Source organism: Campylobacter sp. TTU_617 (genome assembly GCF_016599045.1).
In the GTDB taxonomy this organism is placed as follows: domain Bacteria; phylum Campylobacterota; class Campylobacteria; order Campylobacterales; family Campylobacteraceae; genus Campylobacter_D.
Map to the genome: position 1 here is coordinate 1 of NZ_JAENKV010000013.1, position 19,868 is coordinate 19,868.

General features: G+C 26.0%; 23 protein-coding genes. 4 read left to right on the forward strand and 19 right to left on the reverse strand.

Annotated features, from left to right (window positions below; translation table 11 throughout):
* Positions 1-123: 123 nt before the first annotated feature.
* From cmoA to GQV94_RS06135, 10 genes are read right to left on the reverse strand one after another with little or no spacing between them, the layout of a single operon-like run.
* Positions 124-828 (reverse strand): carboxy-S-adenosyl-L-methionine synthase CmoA, encoded by a 705-nt coding sequence (cmoA, locus tag GQV94_RS06090; RefSeq protein ID WP_200170156.1) that lies wholly within the window; start codon positions 826-828, stop codon positions 124-126.
* On the reverse strand, positions 818-1,669 hold the full coding sequence (locus tag GQV94_RS06095) for a bifunctional riboflavin kinase/FAD synthetase (protein WP_234126436.1): 852 nt from the start codon (positions 1,667-1,669) through the stop codon (positions 818-820). The genes cmoA and GQV94_RS06095 overlap by 11 nt, the downstream gene beginning before the upstream one ends.
* The gene (gene tlyA / locus GQV94_RS06100) at positions 1,632-2,387 is read right to left on the reverse strand and encodes a 23S rRNA (cytidine-2'-O)-methyltransferase TlyA (RefSeq protein ID WP_200170158.1); all 756 of its coding nucleotides are present in this window, start codon (positions 2,385-2,387) and stop codon (positions 1,632-1,634) included. Before tlyA ends, GQV94_RS06095 begins: the two co-directional genes overlap by 38 nt.
* A complete protein-coding gene (locus GQV94_RS06105; RefSeq protein ID WP_200170159.1) occupies positions 2,384-3,358 on the reverse strand; it encodes a hypothetical protein in 975 nt (324 codons plus the stop codon). Before GQV94_RS06105 ends, tlyA begins: the two co-directional genes overlap by 4 nt.
* Positions 3,355-5,295: an NAD-dependent DNA ligase LigA gene (ligA, locus tag GQV94_RS06110; protein ID WP_200170160.1), complete on the reverse strand. Its 1,941-nt coding sequence runs from the start codon at positions 5,293-5,295 to the stop codon at positions 3,355-3,357. Before ligA ends, GQV94_RS06105 begins: the two co-directional genes overlap by 4 nt.
* On the reverse strand, positions 5,292-6,434 hold the full coding sequence (folP, locus tag GQV94_RS06115) for a dihydropteroate synthase (RefSeq protein WP_200170161.1): 1,143 nt from the start codon (positions 6,432-6,434) through the stop codon (positions 5,292-5,294). The genes ligA and folP overlap by 4 nt, the downstream gene beginning before the upstream one ends.
* Positions 6,434-7,039, reverse strand: a complete 606-nt coding sequence (locus GQV94_RS06120) for a DNA polymerase III subunit delta' (RefSeq protein WP_200170162.1) — start codon at positions 7,037-7,039, stop codon at positions 6,434-6,436. The genes folP and GQV94_RS06120 overlap by 1 nt, the downstream gene beginning before the upstream one ends.
* A complete protein-coding gene (locus tag GQV94_RS06125; protein WP_200170163.1) occupies positions 7,039-7,572 on the reverse strand; it encodes a HobA family DNA replication regulator in 534 nt (177 codons plus the stop codon). Before GQV94_RS06125 ends, GQV94_RS06120 begins: the two co-directional genes overlap by 1 nt.
* Positions 7,572-8,774 carry an aspartate kinase gene (locus GQV94_RS06130; RefSeq protein WP_200170164.1) on the reverse strand — a complete coding sequence of 401 codons (1,203 nt, stop codon included), beginning with the start codon at positions 8,772-8,774 and terminating at the stop codon, positions 7,572-7,574. Before GQV94_RS06130 ends, GQV94_RS06125 begins: the two co-directional genes overlap by 1 nt.
* A complete protein-coding gene (locus GQV94_RS06135) occupies positions 8,774-9,253 on the reverse strand; it encodes an RNA pyrophosphohydrolase (RefSeq protein ID WP_200170165.1) in 480 nt (159 codons plus the stop codon). The genes GQV94_RS06130 and GQV94_RS06135 overlap by 1 nt, the downstream gene beginning before the upstream one ends.
* 73 nt (positions 9,254-9,326) lie before the next feature.
* Between GQV94_RS06135 and hemW the strand changes: the two genes are divergently transcribed.
* A complete protein-coding gene (hemW, locus tag GQV94_RS06140; protein WP_200170166.1) occupies positions 9,327-10,391 on the forward strand; it encodes a radical SAM family heme chaperone HemW in 1,065 nt (354 codons plus the stop codon).
* 69 nt (positions 10,392-10,460) lie between these two features.
* Here hemW and GQV94_RS06145 read toward each other — a convergent pair whose 3' ends face one another.
* Positions 10,461-11,420, reverse strand: coding sequence for a permease (locus tag GQV94_RS06145; protein ID WP_200170167.1), 960 nt, complete (start codon positions 11,418-11,420; stop codon positions 10,461-10,463).
* 118 nt (positions 11,421-11,538) lie between these two features.
* Between GQV94_RS06145 and tatB the strand changes: the two genes are divergently transcribed.
* The 3 genes from tatB to queA are packed head-to-tail and all read left to right on the forward strand — an operon-like array spanning position 11,539 to position 13,648.
* Positions 11,539-11,898 carry a Sec-independent protein translocase protein TatB gene (tatB, locus tag GQV94_RS06150; RefSeq protein WP_200170168.1) on the forward strand — a complete coding sequence of 120 codons (360 nt, stop codon included), beginning with the start codon at positions 11,539-11,541 and terminating at the stop codon, positions 11,896-11,898.
* Positions 11,899-12,636 (forward strand): twin-arginine translocase subunit TatC, encoded by a 738-nt coding sequence (tatC, locus tag GQV94_RS06155; RefSeq protein WP_200170169.1) that lies wholly within the window; start codon positions 11,899-11,901, stop codon positions 12,634-12,636. It abuts the gene before it with no gap.
* Complete coding sequence (gene queA / locus GQV94_RS06160) at positions 12,629-13,648, forward strand: tRNA preQ1(34) S-adenosylmethionine ribosyltransferase-isomerase QueA (RefSeq protein WP_200170190.1); 1,020 nt, start codon at positions 12,629-12,631, stop codon at positions 13,646-13,648. Before tatC ends, queA begins: the two co-directional genes overlap by 8 nt.
* Here the strand turns inward: queA and mrdA are convergent.
* Genes mrdA through GQV94_RS06200 form a run of 8 tightly spaced genes read right to left on the reverse strand, consistent with a single transcriptional unit; the run spans position 13,641 to position 19,867 of the window.
* Positions 13,641-15,431 (reverse strand): penicillin-binding protein 2, encoded by a 1,791-nt coding sequence (gene mrdA / locus GQV94_RS06165; RefSeq protein ID WP_200170191.1) that lies wholly within the window; start codon positions 15,429-15,431, stop codon positions 13,641-13,643. The two genes, queA and mrdA, sit on opposite strands and share 8 nt — an antisense overlap.
* On the reverse strand, positions 15,431-15,922 hold the full coding sequence (locus tag GQV94_RS06170; protein ID WP_200170170.1) for a hypothetical protein: 492 nt from the start codon (positions 15,920-15,922) through the stop codon (positions 15,431-15,433). The genes mrdA and GQV94_RS06170 overlap by 1 nt, the downstream gene beginning before the upstream one ends.
* Entirely contained in the window at positions 15,923-16,513 is a 591-nt protein-coding gene (yihA, locus tag GQV94_RS06175; RefSeq protein WP_200170171.1) for a ribosome biogenesis GTP-binding protein YihA/YsxC, read from the reverse strand. It lies immediately after the preceding gene.
* Entirely contained in the window at positions 16,510-16,974 is a 465-nt protein-coding gene (gene lptA, locus GQV94_RS06180) for a lipopolysaccharide transport periplasmic protein LptA (protein ID WP_200170172.1), read from the reverse strand. Before lptA ends, yihA begins: the two co-directional genes overlap by 4 nt.
* Positions 16,956-17,471 (reverse strand): LPS export ABC transporter periplasmic protein LptC, encoded by a 516-nt coding sequence (lptC, locus tag GQV94_RS06185; protein WP_200170173.1) that lies wholly within the window; start codon positions 17,469-17,471, stop codon positions 16,956-16,958. The genes lptA and lptC overlap by 19 nt, the downstream gene beginning before the upstream one ends.
* Entirely contained in the window at positions 17,462-17,950 is a 489-nt protein-coding gene (locus GQV94_RS06190; RefSeq protein ID WP_200170174.1) for an HAD-IIIA family hydrolase, read from the reverse strand. The genes lptC and GQV94_RS06190 overlap by 10 nt, the downstream gene beginning before the upstream one ends.
* A 2-nt stretch (positions 17,951-17,952) precedes the next feature.
* Positions 17,953-18,780 (reverse strand): septal ring lytic transglycosylase RlpA family protein, encoded by an 828-nt coding sequence (locus GQV94_RS06195; protein WP_200170192.1) that lies wholly within the window; start codon positions 18,778-18,780, stop codon positions 17,953-17,955.
* Positions 18,743-19,867 carry a lytic transglycosylase domain-containing protein gene (locus GQV94_RS06200; protein ID WP_200170175.1) on the reverse strand — a complete coding sequence of 375 codons (1,125 nt, stop codon included), beginning with the start codon at positions 19,865-19,867 and terminating at the stop codon, positions 18,743-18,745. The genes GQV94_RS06195 and GQV94_RS06200 overlap by 38 nt, the downstream gene beginning before the upstream one ends.
* Between the last annotated feature and the right edge of the window lies 1 nt (position 19,868).

A 19,868-nucleotide genomic window follows, 5' to 3' on the forward strand; every position in this document is an offset into this window, starting at 1 on the left:
TTGCATTATTGTTCCTTTATAAGTAAAAATGGTTATTATATTAATTATAAAAATTAATATAAAATTTATTCTATAATAATAGTTTATGATTTTAAAATTTGATTATACCCCCCCCATTAAATTTTACTTAAATGCTATAAAGCTCTCAAAATTTGCCCATTTAAAAATACTTTCAATTTTTTTAAATCCTGCATTTTTAAGCATAGTAATATTTTCGCTTTCGCTATAAGGAATAAGCACGTTTTCTAATGCCTCTCTTTTTGAAGCTATTTCAAATTTAGAATAACCTTGTTTTTGTTTATAATCTGCATAAAGTTCTATAATATTTTTTGATAAAAAAGCATCTTCATAAAGTATTTTTTCACTTATTATAAATACACCTTGCTCATTTAAATTTTTATAAATTGTATTTACTAATTCTTGTCTTTTAGGAGGACGGATAAATTGTAAAGTATAATTTGCTACAAAAACATCACTTTTAAAAAAGTCAAACTCACATAAATTAGCTTCAAAAAATTTAATATTTAAACCATAAGCTTTCATTTTAGCTCTTGCAACATCAAGCATAAAAGGCGAATTATCAACTCCAAAAAGTTCAAAATCTTTTCTTAGACTAGATAAAAAAATCAAAAAATTTGCACTAGAACAACCTAAATCACAAATTTTAGCTCCTTTAAATATAATCTTTGCTATTAAATTAGCACAAAGTTCTAAATTTTCTTTATAAAAAGGCACGGATCGATTAATCATATCATCAAAAACACTGGCTACATTCTTATCAAATTCAAATTGTTTTTTTAAATCTTGTTTAAAAAGCTCATCTTTCATTCTTATCCTTTAAAATTTCTTTAGCTTTTTGTATATCTTTTGAAATTTGATTTTTGAGTTTATTTAAATTTTCAAATTTTTGATTTTCTCTAATATAATCTACAAATTCTAATTCTAAAATTTCACATAAATTTAATTTATCATCAAATTTTTCTAAAATATGACTTTCTATAGCAAAATTATTATCACTACTTCTAATCCCTATAAAACTTACACTTTTATAACTTTGATTTTTAAATTTTGTAAAAGTTGCATAGACACCATCTTTTGGTAAAAAATAATCTTCACACTCTAAATTTAAGGTAGCAAAAAGCTCTTTTGATCCAAGTCCTTGCCCTTTTATCAATCTTCCTTTAATGTTATAATTTCTACCCAAAAAAGAATTAGCTTTTTTTATATTGCCTTGTTTTAAATACTCTTTTATTAAGCTTGTATGTACGCCTATCTCATTAATACTAAACTCATCAACAATAATTGTTTTAATACCGCTTAAGATTTCTATATCCTTAGCCTTATAAGCCCTATTTCTTCCAAAGCTAAAATCATAACCTACTACAATATACTCTAAATTTTTAAATTCTTTTTTTAAAAATTGTAAAAATTCTTTACCATCTAAAATTTTAATATTTTCAAAATCAAGTTCTAAAACTTCTTTTTTTGTTAAAAGAAATTTATCTTGATTGGTGCAAAGTTTTTTACCTTTAAATTTATCTATGATTAAAAGTATGCCTTGCTTATCTAAACAATCTATAAGCTTTTTATGACCTAAATGAATTCCATCAAAACTTCCTATAGCTAAACTTTTAACCTTGTCTTTTACTATAGTGGTAAAAATATTCAACATTGCCCTCTTTTCCTTTAATCTTTGATTTTGCGTAATTTTGCAAAATCCAACCTAAATTTGCACAAGCTTTTTCAAAATTATTTCTCGCTTTTTGCACTGCTTTTTCATCTTTTAAAACACCTTTTTTATCTCTTTTAACATCTTTTCCTACTTCAAATTGAGGTTTGAAAAGCAAAATAATATCTTTTAAAGCTAATTTATCAATATAAATAAGTAAATGAATTAAAGATATAAAACTAACATCACAAGTAATAAGATCAAATTTTTCATCACTTTTAAAAACCCTTAAATCGGTATTTTCTACTAAATTTATTTTAGCATTATCACGCAAAATAGGATGAAGTTGATTAGTCCCCACATCTAAAGCGGTAATTTTTAAGGCTTTATTTTCTAATAAAATTTGCACAAAACCACCTGTACTAGAACCAATATCAAGACACTTCTTATCTTCTATACAAATATTTTTATCTTTTAAAAACGATTTAAGTTTAAAAGCAGCACGAGAAACATAAATTTCATTTAAAAGCTTTAAATTTAATTCTTCGCAAGTTAATATTTCTGCCTCGGTTAAATTTTGATTTTTAATTAAAGTTCTTACATCAAAGGATGGTTTAAAAAATTTAGAATTTAACAAAATCTCTTTATTTTCTATCAATTCTACGGCTTTATTTCTGCTAATTTTTAAACGCTTAGAAATAAAAAAATCAAATCTCATTTCAAACTTTCATTTATAGCTTTTTGCAAATCTTCTTTTTCTTTGGAAAACCACCAAATTCCAAGCTCAAAGGCATTTTTATTTAAAAGATCTTGAACCTGTTTTAAATTTCTTTCAATCTGATCTTTATTTTGTTTTAATGAACTTAAATTTTGTTCTTTTAAAATAGTTGTATTTTCTATAAATAAGGTAAGCTCTTTTTGATAAGGCTTTAATTTTTCATTTTTAATCTCTTTAATGAAAAATATCCCTAAAATCATCATAAAAGAAAGAATAAAAACATAGTTTTTATTTTGCACTTTAAGAGCAAAATTATAAATATAAGCAAAAGAAAGAGAAAATACAAAAAAGTTGAAAAAATCAAAAATAAAATGAATAATTTTAAACCAAAATATGCCCAAAGAAGTTAAAAAATATTCTTTTATAAGCCTTATAAGTGTTAAAATTTCTGAGATGAAATCAAATACAAAAAAGGTAGAATTTTTATAAGGTATGATATATTGAAAATTTTCTAGTTTTATTCCTTCTAACGAATTAAAAAATAAATTAATAATTGCATAAATTAAAGCTATTAAAAAAGCGCTTATAATAATAATTCTAAAATCATTATAAGCATTATTTATCAATTGAAAATTTAATTTTTTTCTTAAAAAAACTATACATAAAGGCAAAAATGCAAGCAAAAAGACTAATTCTTGCTTTTGAGCTGTAATTAAATTTAAAAATAAAGATAAAAAAGTAAAAATAGCCATAAAAAAGCTTATAATATAAATAAAAAAATCTCCCATACTTAAACGATAAATTAAACTATTTTTTATAATAGTAGCTTCTTTTATAACATTTTTTCTAAATTTTAAAAAAACAAAAAATTCTCTTGCTAAGCCATAAAAAATTAAAGGTAAAAAAATCAAAGAAAAGCTCGAGTATTGCCAAGTTAAAATAAAAGCAAAAAGAGCTAATAAAGCTATCATTTTATAAGCTCATTAAAAGCATCTTCGTCTATACAAGTTATATTAAGCTCTTTTGCTTTATCTAGCTTAGAACCAGCTTCTTCTCCATAAAGAACAAAATTTGTTTTTTTAGAAACAGAATTACTTACTTTTCCACCTAATTTTTCTATCAAAGTTTTAAATTCATCTCTAGGACGCGAAAGTGTTCCTGTAATGACAAAAGTTTTGCCAATGATTTTGCTATCATTTTGTATTTCATTTTGATCAAGCTTTAAATTTAGAAGTTCGTAAAAATGATCAATTCTTTGATGATTTACACGTATAAACTCACAAAGACTTAAAGCCATTTGTTTTCCAAAACCTTCTAAATTCTCATAACTTTCTAAACTTTGTTTATGCCAATTAAATCCAAAACTAAAACTTAACTTTTTAGCAGCTACTTCGCCAATATGCTCAATGCCTAAAGCTGTAATAAAACGATAAAGATCGCAAAATTTTGCATTTTCAATAGCGTTTAATATATTGTTAATCTTTTTTTCCTTAAAACCCTCCAAACCTTCAAAATCACCAAATTTTAGATGAAAAATACTCTCAATTGTAGTAATTTTTTTATTTTTATATAAAAGCTCTACTATATTTTCGCCAAGCCCATCTATATTTAAACATTTTTTAGAAACAAAATGAATAATTGAATTTAAAAGTCTATCTTCACAATCAATATTTTGACATTTTATCAAAGCACCCTCATCTAAAAGCTCACTTTGACATGTAGGACAAATTTTTGGACGCAAAATATCAAGCTCTAAACCATCACGACGCTCTTTAAAAACCTTAGTGATTTTAGGTATAACATCTCCACTTCTTATAATGCTTACATAATCATTAATTTTTACATCAAGTCTTGCTATCTCATCAAAATTATGAAGTGTTGCTGATTTAACCATAACTCCATCTAGATTAACAGGTTCTAAAATCGCCACAGGTGTTATGACTCCACTTCTTCCTACTTGTAAATTTACACCTATTAAACGCGTAGTTTTTTCAAGTGCAGGAAATTTAAAAGCTGCCATAAATCTAGGAAATTTAACCGTATATCCAAGCTCATTGCAAAGGTTTAAATCATCTACTCTTACAACCATACCATCCATCATCATAGGCTTTTTATCTCTTAAATTTAAAAGCTCTTTATAAGCTATCATCACTTCATTTAAATCCTTACAAAGTCCTACAAAATCATCTTTTAAAAAACCAAGACTTCTTATAAATTCCATAACTTCTGAGTGCTTTGTAAAACTAAGACTATTTTGACCCACCCCCCAAGGATAGAATTTTAAATTTCTTTCTTTTGTTATGCTTGTATCAAGTTGTCTTAAACTCCCACTTGCTGCATTTCTAGGATTTGCAAATAAACTTTGATTTAATTTTGCTCTTTTTTCATTGATTTTTTCAAAATCATCTTTTAAAATCACCACTTCGCCACGAATTTCAATTTTTTCTAAATAAGGAATTTTTTTTGGGATACTTTCAATTTCTAAAACATTTAGTGTTATATCCTCCCCTATTCTTCCATCTCCTCTTGTAGCTCCGCTTATCAATTGACCATTTTCATAAACTAAATTTAAACTTGCTCCATCAAATTTAGGCTCTATAAAAAAATTATTTTCGCTTTTTGCTCTTTTTGCCCACGCTCTTAATTCACTCTCATCGAAAACATCTTCCATTGACCACATAGGATTTAAATGAGAAATTTTTTTAAACTCACTTTGTATTGTTGGAGCAATTTTTTGTGTAGGAGAATCTTTAAGTAATAAATCAGGATTTTCTTTTTCAAATTTTTTAAGCTCTTTGATTAAAGTATCATACTCCTCATCACTTGCTAAAGGTTCATCTTTTTCATAATAAGCTCTCATCCAAAGATTTGCTAATTTTACTTTTTCTAAATATTCTTCTTTTGTCATAATACCACCTCTTGCATTGCTTCATTAAGCTTAAAAAGTTGTTTATGTTCATATAAATCGTGAGTTCTTATAATGCTAGCTCCATTTTCAAAAGCCTTTAAATGCAAATATAAACTCCCAGCTAAACGATCTTTAATTTCACTTTTAAAATATGCATTAATTACACTTTTTCGACTTGCTCCTACTAATAAAGGTTTATTAAATTGTAAAAAATGTTCTAAATGTTTAATTAAAATCAAATTATGTTCTGCACTCTTACCAAAACCAATGCCAACATCCAAAATACTATCTTTTACTCCATAACTTTCTAAAATTTGTAATTTCTCCCTAAAGAATTCACTTATTTCGTATAATAGATCTTCATATTTTGGATTTTCTTGCATAGTTTTTGGTATGCCTTGTATATGCATTAAACAATATAATGATTTATAATTTGCAGCAAGTTTAGCTAAATTTTTATTTTTTAAGCCTGTTATATCGTTAATAAGTTTAAAGCCTTTATTTAAAGCATATTCTAAACAATACTCATCAAAACTATCTAAGCTAAAAATACTCTCTTTATAATAATTTTTGGCATAAATTAAATCAAGTATATTTTTTAGCCTTTTAAATTCTTCTTCTTTTCCACAATACTCACTTCCTGGTCTTGAACTTACTGCTCCTATATCTATAAATTCAGGCTTTAAAGATAAAATTTCAATAAGTTTTTTTTCAAAATTTAACTCATTTACGCGACTTTGTTCATTAAAACTATCATTATTAATATTCATAACAGCCATTAACTTTACGTTTTTAGGTTTTAGAAAATTATTTTGTAAAAAAGAAGCTAAATTTTTAAGTTTAAAATCTTGCAACTTTTCTTTATCTATAAGTTTTTGAATTTGCTCTTTTGTAGCCATTAAAAGAGCATTTGAGCGTGAAACTTTAGCTGTAATTACTTCTTTATGAGTTACAAGCTCAGCTCCAACCCTTAAAGCATCTTGTTTTAAAATATTTGCTGCTGGAATGCTTATATCTTTAATAAAAATAAAATGAATTTCTTTTTTATTGGACATAATTTTTTGTCCAAGCTTATGAGGATTTATAAAACTACAAAGAAGATTAAAATCGGTTTTAGAATTGATTTTAAAAAATTTCATTAAGCCTCATAAACATTTAATAGCAAAGTCGCAAACAATAAACTTGCTTTTGAATTTAATTTTGCTAATTCATATGCCTTATAAAAAAAATCAAGTTCTTCTTCGTTAAATTTTTTAACTCTTAAGCATTCTTGGCTAAGGGTGGAAATTTTCTGCATAAGTTCTAGCTTATCTAAATTTTCATTTTCTTTGATAAATTCAAAAATCATTTTTAAATCAAGTTTTTTAAGATCTATATTTAAATCAATTTTTTCTTTTTTAATCTTATCTTTTTGACATATAAGTCGTGATTTGATTGTTGGCAAAAGAAGGTTTTTAGAAGGAACAACTATAAGAAATTTTATATTTCTTGGGGGTTCTTCTAAAAGTTTTAATAAAAAATTTTGTGCCTCGACTCTAAAAGAATGCGCCATTAAAATAATAATTTTTTCTTCGGTTTCAGCAATATAACTTTCTTTTTCAACTGCTCTAGCATCATCAAGTAAAAACTCATTAGTAACTTCTTTTGGAATAAATCTTAAATTTTTAATTCCAAAATCTTCTATCATTGTAGCTTTAATTTTTTCAAAGTCATTACTAATAATAATTTTACTTGTAAAAGACATTAAAGAGCAACCTTAGAAAATAAAATTGCATCTAAGCTTAAATCTAAAAGTCTAAATAAAGAAATAAGTTTAGCATCTAAATCTTTATCTTTAGAATTTAAATAAAAACTATTTTGTAATTGCTCATCAAAAAGCCAAAGTAAGCTATCATCTTTAGATTTGGCAATTAAAGATTTTTTATCCGTAGTACTTCCTATATAAAAATAAACATAACCATTGGGAAAAGTAATATCTAATAAATCATTAAGTAAAAATATATCTTCAGTATTTTGTATCTTTTTTTTATAAAGACAATCTAAAGACACAAAAGGAAGCATAGGTCTTGAATTTTTAGAATTGATATTTTTTAAAAAATAATGCTCATACCAAGATCTTTGCTCATCGCACATTAATATAAAAGTGCGTCCTTCTAAAAGATGTTTAAGTCTTGCAGCCATAAGAGGGGCCCACTCTAGACGACGACTCTCCATCCAATTTAAAAAAGTTCCACCATTTCGAATATTTTCTAAAGTAAAACTAAGAAAATCACTCATTATTTATCAAGTCCATAAACTTCATGCAAAGCTCTTACTGCAAGTTCTCCATATTTTTCTTGAACTATCATTGAAATTTTTATTTCACTTGTTGAAATCATTTCTATATTAATACCCTCATTTGCTAAGGCTTTAAAAGCCATAGAGGCTACACCTGAGTGAGATTTCATCCCAACTCCTACTATAGAAACTTTTACCACAGAACTATCTGTTTCTATGATAATATTGGAATTTAAAATTTCTCTCATAGCTTTTTTTGTCAATTCAAGTTCATTTTCTGGAACAGTAAAACCAAGATTTGTTGTTCCATCAATACCTACATTTTGTATAATCATATCAACATTAATATTTTCTTTTGCTATGTTTGAAAAAATTTCAGCTGCAATACCTGGTTTATCTTCTATATTTCTTAAAATAATTCTAGCTTGATTTTTATCCATAGCTATACCACTAACTAAAGCCTGTTCCATTCCATTTTCTTGTGTAATCATTGTTCCCTCATTATCATTAAAACTATTTCTTGTTACTAATTTAACATTTAATTTTTTAGCAAGCTCAACTGATCTGTTTTGTAAAACCTTAGCTCCTAAACTTGCAAGCTCTAACATCTCTTCATAAGAAATTCTATCAAGCTTTTTAGCTTTAGGTTCAATTCTTGGATCAGTTGTATAAACTCCATCTACATCAGTATAAATTTCACATAAATCAGCATTTAAAGCTCCTGCAAGCGCGACGGCACTTAAATCGCTTCCACCACGCCCCAAAGTTGTGACATTTCCTTCTTCATCTACCCCTTGAAAACCAGCTACAACAACTATTTTTCCTTTGTTTAATTCATCCTCAATAGCACTAGAATCAATATATTTAATTTTAGCTTTAGTAAAAACACTATTGGTAATAATTCCGGCTTTTCTTCCAGAAAATGAAACAGCCTTAAAACCTTTTTCATTTAATGCTATAGATAAAAGTGCGGAAGTTACTCTTTCACCGCTGCTTAAAAGCATATCCAAATCACAAGTTTTTGGTTCTTTGCTAAAAAAATTAGCATATTCAATAAGCTCATTTGTTACCCCGCTCATAGCAGATACCACAACAACAAGCTTATTACCCTCTTTAGCACTTTGTATTACTCTATTTGCAACTGCTTCAATGCGCTCTAAACTTCCAACACTTGTTCCACCATATTTTTGAACTATCAGCATTAAATATAACCTTTCTCTTTAAAATACTTAATTACAGCAATATAAATATCTTTTTTAAAATGATTAATCATTTTAAATATCTGTTTTAACTCCACAAATTCATATGCACTAAATTCAGGACATTTGGTATGTATATTAATTTTTTTATCATCTTTTAAACGTACTAAAAAATACTTTTGAGTTTGTCCTTTATAAGGATGCATTTTTTGTGCTATTTTATCTGGAAAATCATAACTTAGCCATTTAGGATATTCGGCGATAATCTCAATATCATCTGTTCCAATTTCCTCTTTAAGTTCTCTAAATAAAGCATTTCTAGCACTTTCTCCTTTATCAATTCCACCTTGTGGAAATTGCCAAATATTTTCCATATCATTTCTTTTTGCTATAAAAATTTTACATTTTAAAGGATAAGAACTTGAAAGTATAATGGCTGCAACATTAGGTCTATAATTTTTTATTTTATTTTCTTCTTTCATTAAATTATTTTAACTTATTTCAAATCAATTTTTTATTAAAATTTATAAAAAATTTTCAATTTACAGAGAAAATATGTATCATTTATATATTCATATTCCTTTTTGCGAAAGCAAATGTTATTATTGTTCTTTTACCTCTTTGAAAAAAAAGAATTATGAGGATAGTTATTTTAATGCTTTAAAAAAAGATTTAAAATTTCAACTTGATTTTTTTAAAGTAAAAAAAAATTCAATTAAAACTCTTTTTATTGGGGGTGGAACTCCAAGCATTATACAAACTAGATATTATGAAGAAATTTTTAAAATTTTAGAACCTTTTTTGTCTAAAAATTTAGAAAGCACTTGCGAAACAAATCCGAATTCAACTTCTTTAGAATGGCTTAAAGAAATGAAAAATTTTGGCCTAAATCGTATCTCTTTTGGTGCTCAAAGCTTTCATCCTAAGAAATTAAAATTTCTTGGAAGAATTCATAGTCAAGATATGATTTTTAAAGTATTAGAAAATGCCAATAAAGCAAATTTTAAAAATATAAATTTAGATCTTATTTATGATACAAAAATGGATGATAAAAAAATGCTTGAATTTGAACTTTTAAATTTAAAAAAAATTAAACCTTTAATCACCCATTTAAGCGCTTACAATCTTAGCATAGAACCAAAAACTATTTTTGCTAAAAAAGAACATTTTAAAAAAAATGCACCCTATTTAATGAAATTTTTTATTAATAATCTTAAAGAACTTGGTTTTTTTCAATACGAAATTAGTAATTTTGCAAAAAACAAAACTTATATTTGCAAACACAATCTTGCTTATTGGCAAGGAAAAGCTTATATAGGTTGTGGTTTAAGTGCGATAGGTTTTTTAAAAAATCAAAGATTTTATACGGTAAAAAATTTAAAAGATTATATAGCAAATCCTACTTTTAGGAAAATAGAAAATCTAAGTTTAAAAGATTTAAATTTAGAACATTTGTTTCTAGGCTTTAGAAGTATAGTGGGCATAAAAGAAAGTCGCTTAAATACTTTGCAGAAAAAAAAAGCTGCCTTACTCGTTAAAGAAAAAAAACTTCATTATAAAAAAGGAAGATTTTATAATCTAAATTTTTTACTTAGTGACGAACTTGCTTTATATTTTTAATCTCATTTTTTATATAAAAATTTCTTTTAATGTCTAAAAATAAAAAAATATATTTATTTTTAAAAACGCTTATATAAAAAATATTAAAATGCCAAAAATAATTGCAATTAATACAATAATACTTGCAAACAATATTAAAAAACTCAATTTAAATATTCTTTTTAATAATATTAACTCAGGTAAAGAACATCCAGCTCCAGCTATTAGAAAACTCATCATTATCCCTAAAGGGATGCCACTTTGAATCAATGTTAAAGCCACAGGAATCATTGCTGTGCAATTCATATAAAGCAAAACTCCTATAAAAGCCGCTATAAACACCGCCAAAATTCCATAATCTTTTAAATAAATTTCAAAAAAATCTTTTGGAAAAAAACTATGTATTATCGCACCAATTGCCATACCTATAATAATATAAATAAATATTTTTTTATAATCTTTAAAACTTTTTAAAAATAATTCTTTTAAAAGATTTTCTTTTTTAATTTTAAAACGAATAATTTTATTAGATTGAAAATTTGCTTTAAAAATAAAATTTAGTTTTTGATTATTACAATAAGAATTGCTTGTATCGTCATTTAGGTCATTTAAAAAACACTCGTTAAAAAATTTTTGTGTATTTATTTTTGAAATAAAAAAAGATACAATTAAAATAGCAAAAATTAAAAAACTCACATAAAATAAAGTAACTTTTATACCAAAACTTACTATAAACATTGCAACAACAATCGGATTAATTAAAGGTGAAGTGATAAGATAGGAAATACAAACCCCAAGTGGAACTTTTGCCCTTAAAAAAGCATTTAAAAGCGGAATTGATGAGCAAGAGCAAAATGGTGTTAAAGATCCTAAAATTATAGCTTTAATATAGGCTTGAAAACCATCTTTTTTTAAATGATTTTTAAAAAGATTGGTATATTTTTTATCTATATAAAAAACAATCATATTTATAAGCAGAAATAAAAAAGAAATTTCACAAAAAAGAAAAATAAATTCTTTTAAAGATATAAATAATTTATCAAAAAACATTACTTAACCTTATGATACAAATAAAACAAAATTCATTTTAAATTTTATTGTTTAAAATTTAATTTAAAAGTAATAAAAATTTATGTAGAATGCTAAAAATCAATCAAAGAGAATTACAATGAGTTTTAGCGAAATTTTAGTTATTCTAGTTGTTGCTATCTTGGTATTAGGTCCTGATAAGCTTCCAGAAGCAATTGTGCAAGCGGCAAAAATTTTTAAAGCATTAAAGCGCAATATCGATGAAGCTAAAGCTAGTATAGAAAAAGAAATTAGAATTAATGATCTTAAAGATGAGGCTAAAAAATATAAAGATGAATTCTCATCTACCAATGAAAATATAAGAAAAAAATTAAGTTTTGAGGAATTTGATGAGCTTAAAAAAGATATTATGAATAATAACAAAGTCGATTTAACTTTTGATTCCTCAAAAGAAAAAAATACAGAACAAGAAAATTTAAAATCAAATACGGAAAAATAAATGTTTGAAGAATTAAAACCCCATTTAATAGAACTTAGAAAATGTTTATTTATTAGTATGTGTTCTATTATAGTAATGTTTTTTATATGTTTCTTTTTTAATGAATATATTTTAGATATATTAAAAAGTCCAGTAGAAGCTGTTTTGCCAGAAGTTTCAAAACAAATTACCTTCGTTGAGCTTCAAGAGCCTTTATTTACAGCAATGAAAGTTTCTTTTTTTACTGCCTTTATTGCCTCTTTGCCTATCATTTTTTGGCAATTTTGGAAATTTGTAGCTCCTGGACTTTATGATAATGAAAAAAAACTTGTTATTCCTTTTGTAAGTTTTGCTAGTATTATGTTTATCTTAGGGGCTTTATTTTGTTATTTTATTGTAATTCCTTTAGCTTTTAAATTTTTAGTTGATTTTGGGGTAAAAACTCAAGATTTTAAACCTTTAATCAGTATTGGATTATATGTTGGATTCTTTACAAAACTTGTTATTGCTTTTGGTTTAGCTTTTGAAATGCCTGTTATTACGTTTTTCTTTGCAAAACTTGGATTAATTGATGATGCTTTTTTAAAAAAACATTTTAGAATTTCTGTGCTTATTATTTTTATATTTTCTGCCATGATGACTCCTCCTGATATGATTTCACAATTTTTAATGGCAATGCCACTTTGTGGACTTTATGGAATTTCAATTTTAATTGCTAAAAAAGTAAATCCATCAAAAGATAGTGAGGATGATGCATAAAGATTTAATTCTTTCAAATTATAATTATTATTTACCCAAAGAACTAATAGCTAATCATCCTGCAATTCCAAAAGAAAGTGCTAAGCTTTTAGTATATGAAAGAAATAAAAATAAAATCACTCATAGTACTTTTGCCAAACTCCATCAGTTTTTACCTGATTGCGCTATTTTTTTTAATGATACTAAGGTTATTAAAGCAAGAATTTTTGGAGAGAAAAAAAGCGGAGGAAAAATAGAACTTTTTTTACACCAACCTTACAAAGATAACGAATTTTTAGTACAAATTAAAGGACGTGTAAAAGAAGATGATATCTTAAATTTTCAAAATAACCTACAAGCTAAAATTATCAAACTTTTAGATAATGGAATGCGTAGAGTTTTGTTTTATAAAGATGAAAAAATCATTGATATTTTAACACTTTATAATATTTTAGAAGATATAGGACACATTCCTCTGCCTCCTTATATCAAAAGAGAAGACACAAAAAGCGATGAAATAGATTATCAAAGTATTTTTGCTAAAAATTTGGGTGCTATTGCAGCTCCAACTGCAAGCTTACATTTTAGTAAAAATATGCTAGACATTTTAAGTAAAAAACATAAAATTTATTATTTAACTCTTCATGTTGGTGCAGGAACTTTTAAAAATGTTGAATGCGAAAATCTTAATGATCATAAAATGCATTCTGAATTTTTTAGCATAGATGAAAATGTAGCTTCTATAATAAAATCTCAAACTCCTATACTAGGAGTAGGCACAACAACAACTAGAACGATAGAATATTTTGCAAGAACTCAAAAAATGAACGGAGAATGCGATCTTTTTTTACATCCTTTCAATAAGCCCATAAGACAAAATTACCTTTTAACGAATTTCCATTTACCAAAATCTACACTTATAATGCTTGTTTCGGCATTTATTGGTAGAGAAAAATGTTTAGAACTTTATAAACTTTGCATAGAGAAAAAATATCGCTTTTATTCTTACGGGGATGCAATGTTGATTATTTAAAGTATCCAAGCTCTATCATTTTTTCATAAATTTTTGCTGTAATAGCTCCTGAAGTAATACTTCTTCCACCATGCTCTACTAAAATGGTGACAATATATCTTGGTTTAGAATATGGGGCATAAGAAGTAAGCCAAGTATGCGATCTTGTATAATATTTTAATTGTTCTTCATTGACTCTGTTTTTATCTGCCTGAGAAAAACCTATAACTTGTGCTGTTCCTGTTTTTGCCGCTATCTTAATAGGTATATTGCTTAAGTATCTATAAGCTGTTCCTCCTTGTTCATTAGCTACTGCATACATAGCTTGCTTAATTAAAGGTAAATTTTCCTTTTCTAAAGGGGTAAAAATATTATGCTCTATTCTATTAAAAGTTTGATTATTTTCAGTTTTTCTTAAAAAATGAGGGATTATTTCTTTTTCACTTGCTAACTGAGCAGTATATCTGGCAATTTGCATAGGAGTTACTAAAAAATTTCCTTGACCTATACTTGTATTTAAAGTCTCACCTTGAAACCAAGGAAGATTAAATTTTTGCATTTTCCATTCACGACTTGGAACAGTTCCAACAAATTCATTAGGTAAATCTACTCCAGTTTTTTCACCAAATCCAATGCGTCCTAAAGTTTTTGAAATTCTATCAATTCCTACTTGCAAACTTCCATTATAAAAGTACACATCACAACTTTGTTTAATAGCACTTTTTAAATCAACGTGACCATGACCGCTTCTATTCCAACATCTAAAATTCCTTCCTCCAAGTTCTACCTTACCGCTACAAAAAAAACTTGAGTTTGGAGTTATAAGCTTAGAATCTAAAAATGATAAAGCTACCCCCATTTTTACTACAGATCCAGGAGGATAAAGCCCATTAACTAATTTGTTTGTAAAAGGATGATCAAGACTATTTGAAAGTTCGCTCCATTCTTTGATAGAAATTCCCGTTACAAAAGGATTAAGATTGTATTCTGGAAAACTTCCAGCAGCTAAAATTTCTCCATTTCTAGCATCCATAATAATAGCAGCACCAGCATTATCATTAAAAATCTCAGTTAAAAAACTTTGTAAGTTTATATCAATTGTTAGCTCGATATCTTGAGAAGCTGGAGGTTCATAAGATAATTGTTCTATTTCTTTATTTAAAGCATTTACTTTATAAACTCTAATCCCTTTTTGACCTTGTAAAATATCATTATAATACCGCTCAATACCACTTTTTCCAGTATAACCAGTAAGTTTCGTAATATCATTTTCACTAACATCTTGTAAATTTGCCTTTCCTACATATCCTATAATATGAGATGCCAAGTGATCAAAAGGATAAATTCTTTTTACCGCTGGTTCTATTTTTATATTTTCATTTAAATTAAGCTCAGAAAAAGAAGATAACATTTTATTGTAGGGAATAAAATCTACCACCTTAATAAAATCTTGATTATAAAAAGAATCATTGCGTTTATATGTTCTTTCTAATAAAGTAATATTAAGATCTGGAAATAGATTTACAATATTATTAAGTTCTTTTTCTAGAATAATTCTTTTTGCTTTTTTAAGACTCAAATAAGGCTTTATAGAAATACTAAAACCTAAATCATTAATAGCAAGTAAAGTGCCATTTCTATCATAAATTTGCCCGCGAACAGGGGCTAGATATTCTGTTTTAATTGCATTTTGTTTTGCCATTTCTTCATAATAAACATTTGATTTTATGCTTAAATAATAAACACGACTAAGCAAAAAAATAAAAAATAACATTATAAAAGCTATAACAATTTTTAAACGTATCAAATTTTATTCCTAAAAAGAATATAAGCAATAAAAGATTCTGCAACTAAAGAATAAAAATATTCTATACCAAAAAATTTTAAATCTTGCTTTGCAATATAAGAAAATATTAAATCTATAATATAAATAAAACTATATGCACATAAAACAAAAGTAATAGGTATAAATTTTTCCATTTTTAAATTTGTTTTAATCCAATAAGCAAAAAAATAATAAAAGATAAAAAAAGCAATCCAAGAAGAAAATATAAAAAAATTATGAGTCACATCAGTAAAAAATAAAAAAAATAAGCAAAAATACCAACGAAAATCAAGTTCATATAAAGTACGTTCTTTTTGCTCTAATAAAAAAAACATATAGCAAAAAAATACTCCATAAAATACAGGTAAATAAATAAAAATAGAACTTGAAATTTCATAAATAATCAAAACTAAAGCTATAAAAAAATAAATTAAATTAAAATGCACATTATGAATTTGCTGATTTTTCATTTAAAAACCTAAAGTCTTTAAGATTATTTCTTTTTCAAGTTCTAACAAGCCCTCTTTATTTGCACTTGAAACCAAATACGCATCTTTAAAATTAACCTTGATTTTATTTTTCTGACTTTGATTTAATTTATCGCTTTTGGTAAAAACACGTAAAATTTTTTGATCATTTCTTAAAATATTTTGCAAATATTGCAGAACATTTAAATCAATTTCCAAATTTATATGTCTTGAATCTATAAGTAAAATAAAAAGTTTTATTGAAGTTCTTAATCTTAAAAATTCGTTTAAATTTTTATTCCATATTTCTTTTGTTTTTTTAGAAACTTTTGCATAGCCAAAACCAGGTAAATCAATAAAATAAATGCTAAATTTTTCTTCTTCTTTGCTACAAAAAACTTCAAAAAAATTAATTAGCTGTGTTTTACCTGGAGTTGATGAGCTTTTTGCAAGATTTTTTTGCTTGCAAAGTGCATTAATAAGCGAGCTTTTTCCAACATTTGATCTTCCTAAAAAAGCTACTTCGCTAAAATTAGATGGCATAGTATCACTAATACACTCAAAAGAAGAAAAAAATTTAGCTTTATAAATCATTTTTGTTCCACATCAAAAACAAAACGGACAGGATTTTTATCTTTGCTTTCAACAAGATACGTATTGTTTTTTCTATCAATAACTATTTTATCGCCATAAATTTTTTTATTTGTTGTAACTTCATTAACAATGGCATTACCATTAATTTCATAAGTATCTTTTAATACATTATAAATTAAACGATCCCCACTTCCTTTATAAATCTTATCTTCTAAATAAATTTCAAATTTAGCATTTTGTATTGCTTCATACTTTATTGGTTTTTTATTTTTATCCATATAAATAACCAATTTATCCGAATTTAAAATATCTTTTCCTTTTTTTACTTCAACATTACCACTTAAAGTACTCTTACCTGCATTCTCATCTAAATAAAAACTCAAAGCCTTTACTTCAATTTGTGTAGCAAAAGAATACTGCAATATAAATATCAAAAGAAAAATTATTTTTCTTGTATCCACGCTTGAACTCCTTCAACTTGCAATGTATTCTTTTTTAAATCATAAACTAAAATATTTCCATCGACACGATTCTTATTTAAAAAAGCTTTAAAGCCTACATCGGTACTTAAAATCTTATCATCAGGATTAAATTTTACTTTTTGACTTAAAATCTTTGTTCCATTTAGATCGCTATAACTTACATTACCTTCAAATACAATTTTATTTTTTTGATCATTTAAAAGTTCTAAAGTATTAGCACTTAAATTAAAATCAAAATTTAAAGTAGTAAAATAATGAAAAACATCTTTATCATTATAACGTTCCCAAGAATTAGCTTTATAGTAGGCTTTTATAGTGCTTGAATTGGTTTCATAGATATTTAAATTACTTGCTTCCATATTTTTAAAATTTAAAGAGTAAGATTTAAGATTTAAAGAGTAAGGATCTTGCAAAGTTAAAATTGTAAAAATAATAGTAAATAAAGCAATTAATACTCCAAAAATCTTTATAACCAAAGTTTATCCCAATCTTGCTTCATATTGTTTTTTTCTATAAGAATTTCAATCATTTGTGCTACTGCTCCCTCTCCACCTTTTTTATCTAAACAAATATCAACTTTTAGATCTTTATGAGCATCCAAAGGTTTAAAACTTAAAGCAACATTTTCTAAAAGATTTTTATCATTAAAATAATCTCCAATAGCAGCACATTTGGAAAAATCTAGATTTAATTCTTTTAAGATTAATTTTGCACACTCTAATTTATTTTTAATTCCTTGATATACAAAATCAATTTTTAAATCTTTTGCTCTTAATGTAACACATTCTGAAGTTCTACCGGTTACAATTGCAATCTTTTTACCGAGCTTTAACCAAGCTTCAATAGCAGCCCCATCCTTAACATTAAATTCTTTTATTTCTTTTTTATCTTGAGAGTAGATGATTTTTCCATCTGTTAAGCAACCATCTACATCTAAAAAAATCAGTTCTATCATAATTATTCTCTTACAACAAAAGCTCCAGCAAAAGCTCCGCTTGCTGCAAAATCTCTTGCTTCTTCTTCACTTCTAAAACCAGTTAAAAATACCCTATTTAATCCATCAACAGAACTTTTGCGTATAGTAGAAGAATAAGATCTATAAGTTTTATATCTTGAAGCTATGCTTTGCGCCCCTTGTAAATTTTTAAAGGCTCCAATTTGAACCATAAAATTACCACCTTCATAAATTTGACCATTATTTACAAGTTCTCCACTACTTCCATAGTTGGCATTAGAATGAACGATATTATTTCCTGAATTTTTACTTCCAAATCCTATAACTTCAAGTCTTACTGGAGCTGTTCCGCTATGAATCATATCAATTTGTGATGCAGCACCTTTAGAAAGATCTATAATTCTATTTCCAACAAATGGACCTCTATCATTTACCCTTACTGTAACTTGACGATTATTATTTAAATTTGTTACTTTTAAAATGGTATTCATTGGCAATGTTTTATGAGCAGCAGTTAAAGCATTTTGATCATAAGTTTCACCATTGGAAGTCTTTTTTCCGTGAAAACCTGGACCATACCAACTTGCAATACCATCAGCGGTCTCTCCTACCGCCACAACGGTTGGATAATAAGTCTTACCATTAATCGTATAAGGCTTCATTGTTCCTTTTGCACTTGAAGAACTAGGAGGAGTTCCTTTAAAATCATTGCTTGGATAATAAACTTCAACTTTACCACCACCTAATGAGCTAAAATTACTAGAACAAGCACTTAAAAATACTAGACCAAAACTAGCGACTGACAATTTGAGTATAGTCTTTTTTACCATTTGCATCATCTTTCTCCTTGTTTTTAATAGGTATTATTAATTTTTGATTTACACTTAAATATTTATTAATTTTATTTATTTCTTTAATATCATCTACACTTACATTATGGGTTTTAGCAATTTTATACAAAGAATCTCCTGCTTTTACAATATAAATTTTAGATTTAGGAATAGTTGTATCCACCTTAGCAAATTTATAAGATTTAAAATTATTATTAAAAAAAGCTAGTTTTTCAAGTGGAATATACATATAATAATCTTTTCCCGGAGGAGTAAAATTATGTTTAAATTGAGGATTATATTTTTTCAAAGTTGCTAAAGTAATATTAGCACTTTTTGCCAAATCTCTCAAAGCAACACCTGAAGGAACATCTACTTTTACAAAAGGATTGCTTAAAGAATAATTCATTAAAGAAATATCTTTTTGAAGAAAAAATTCTTTATCATTAGCCAAAAAAGCTAAAATAAGAATTTTTCTTATAAAAGTTCTAGTTTCTAAGGAAAGATATTTTTTATCAGGATCAATCAAAACTGCTAAATCATCGCTCTTAGCCTGTTTAATAGCCTGTCTTAACTTTCCATTGCCACAATTATAAGCAAGTAAAGCTAAATACCATTTACCAAATTCAGTCTTTAATGTCTTTAAATAATCAATTGCTGCATAAGTTGATTTTACTGGATCTCTTCTTTCATCAACATAAGCATCAACCCTTAAACCTAAATTTCTAGCCGTTGGTCTCATAAATTGCCAAATACCTACTGCTTTTGCATTTGAAATACTATGAGTTTTAAGACCTGATTCTACTATTGCTAAATACAAAATCTCAGAAGGAACATCATTTTTAATTAAAATTTCTCGTATCATAGGGGTAATAGCAGAAAAATTTTTCATAGAGTCAAGCAAAACTTGAGAATGCTTATTTTCCAAATCATCTTTAGATTGAAAAAAATTTAAATCTTTGATAAAGGTAGGATCAATATCCAAATTTCTTAAAATATCTACTTGTTTTTTATAGTATTCTGGAGTATAAATTTGTGCAAAAAGATAATTAAGAGTTACAATAAGAGCAAAAATTATTTTTTTCATT

Excerpts from the sequence above, each read along its gene's own strand:
- GQV94_RS06105 (WP_200170159.1), bottom strand. The coding sequence starts at position 3,358 with ATGATAGCTTTATTAGCTCTTTTTGCTTTTATTTTAACTTGGCAATAC.
- cmoA (WP_200170156.1), bottom strand. The coding sequence starts at position 828 with ATGAAAGATGAGCTTTTTAAACAAGATTTAAAAAAACAATTTGAATTT.
- tatB (WP_200170168.1), top strand. The coding sequence starts at position 11,539 with ATGAGTTTTAGCGAAATTTTAGTTATTCTAGTTGTTGCTATCTTGGTA.
- GQV94_RS06130 (WP_200170164.1), bottom strand. The coding sequence starts at position 8,774 with ATGCTGATAGTTCAAAAATATGGTGGAACAAGTGTTGGAAGTTTAGAG.
- GQV94_RS06170 (WP_200170170.1), bottom strand. The coding sequence starts at position 15,922 with ATGAAAAATCAGCAAATTCATAATGTGCATTTTAATTTAATTTATTTT.
- yihA (WP_200170171.1), bottom strand. The coding sequence starts at position 16,513 with ATGATTTATAAAGCTAAATTTTTTTCTTCTTTTGAGTGTATTAGTGAT.
- GQV94_RS06190 (WP_200170174.1), bottom strand. The coding sequence starts at position 17,950 with ATGATAGAACTGATTTTTTTAGATGTAGATGGTTGCTTAACAGATGGA.
- tatC (WP_200170169.1), top strand. The coding sequence starts at position 11,899 with ATGTTTGAAGAATTAAAACCCCATTTAATAGAACTTAGAAAATGTTTA.
- folP (WP_200170161.1), bottom strand. The coding sequence starts at position 6,434 with ATGAAATTTTTTAAAATCAATTCTAAAACCGATTTTAATCTTCTTTGT.
- GQV94_RS06145 (WP_200170167.1), bottom strand. The coding sequence starts at position 11,420 with ATGTTTTTTGATAAATTATTTATATCTTTAAAAGAATTTATTTTTCTT.
- queA (WP_200170190.1), top strand. The coding sequence starts at position 12,629 with ATGCATAAAGATTTAATTCTTTCAAATTATAATTATTATTTACCCAAA.
- GQV94_RS06120 (WP_200170162.1), bottom strand. The coding sequence starts at position 7,039 with ATGTCTTTTACAAGTAAAATTATTATTAGTAATGACTTTGAAAAAATT.
- GQV94_RS06200 (WP_200170175.1), bottom strand. The coding sequence starts at position 19,867 with ATGAAAAAAATAATTTTTGCTCTTATTGTAACTCTTAATTATCTTTTT.
- GQV94_RS06125 (WP_200170163.1), bottom strand. The coding sequence starts at position 7,572 with ATGAGTGATTTTCTTAGTTTTACTTTAGAAAATATTCGAAATGGTGGA.
- GQV94_RS06135 (WP_200170165.1), bottom strand. The coding sequence starts at position 9,253 with ATGAAAGAAGAAAATAAAATAAAAAATTATAGACCTAATGTTGCAGCC.
- hemW (WP_200170166.1), top strand. The coding sequence starts at position 9,327 with ATGTATCATTTATATATTCATATTCCTTTTTGCGAAAGCAAATGTTAT.
- tlyA (WP_200170158.1), bottom strand. The coding sequence starts at position 2,387 with ATGAGATTTGATTTTTTTATTTCTAAGCGTTTAAAAATTAGCAGAAAT.
- ligA (WP_200170160.1), bottom strand. The coding sequence starts at position 5,295 with ATGACAAAAGAAGAATATTTAGAAAAAGTAAAATTAGCAAATCTTTGG.
- GQV94_RS06195 (WP_200170192.1), bottom strand. The coding sequence starts at position 18,780 with ATGGTAAAAAAGACTATACTCAAATTGTCAGTCGCTAGTTTTGGTCTA.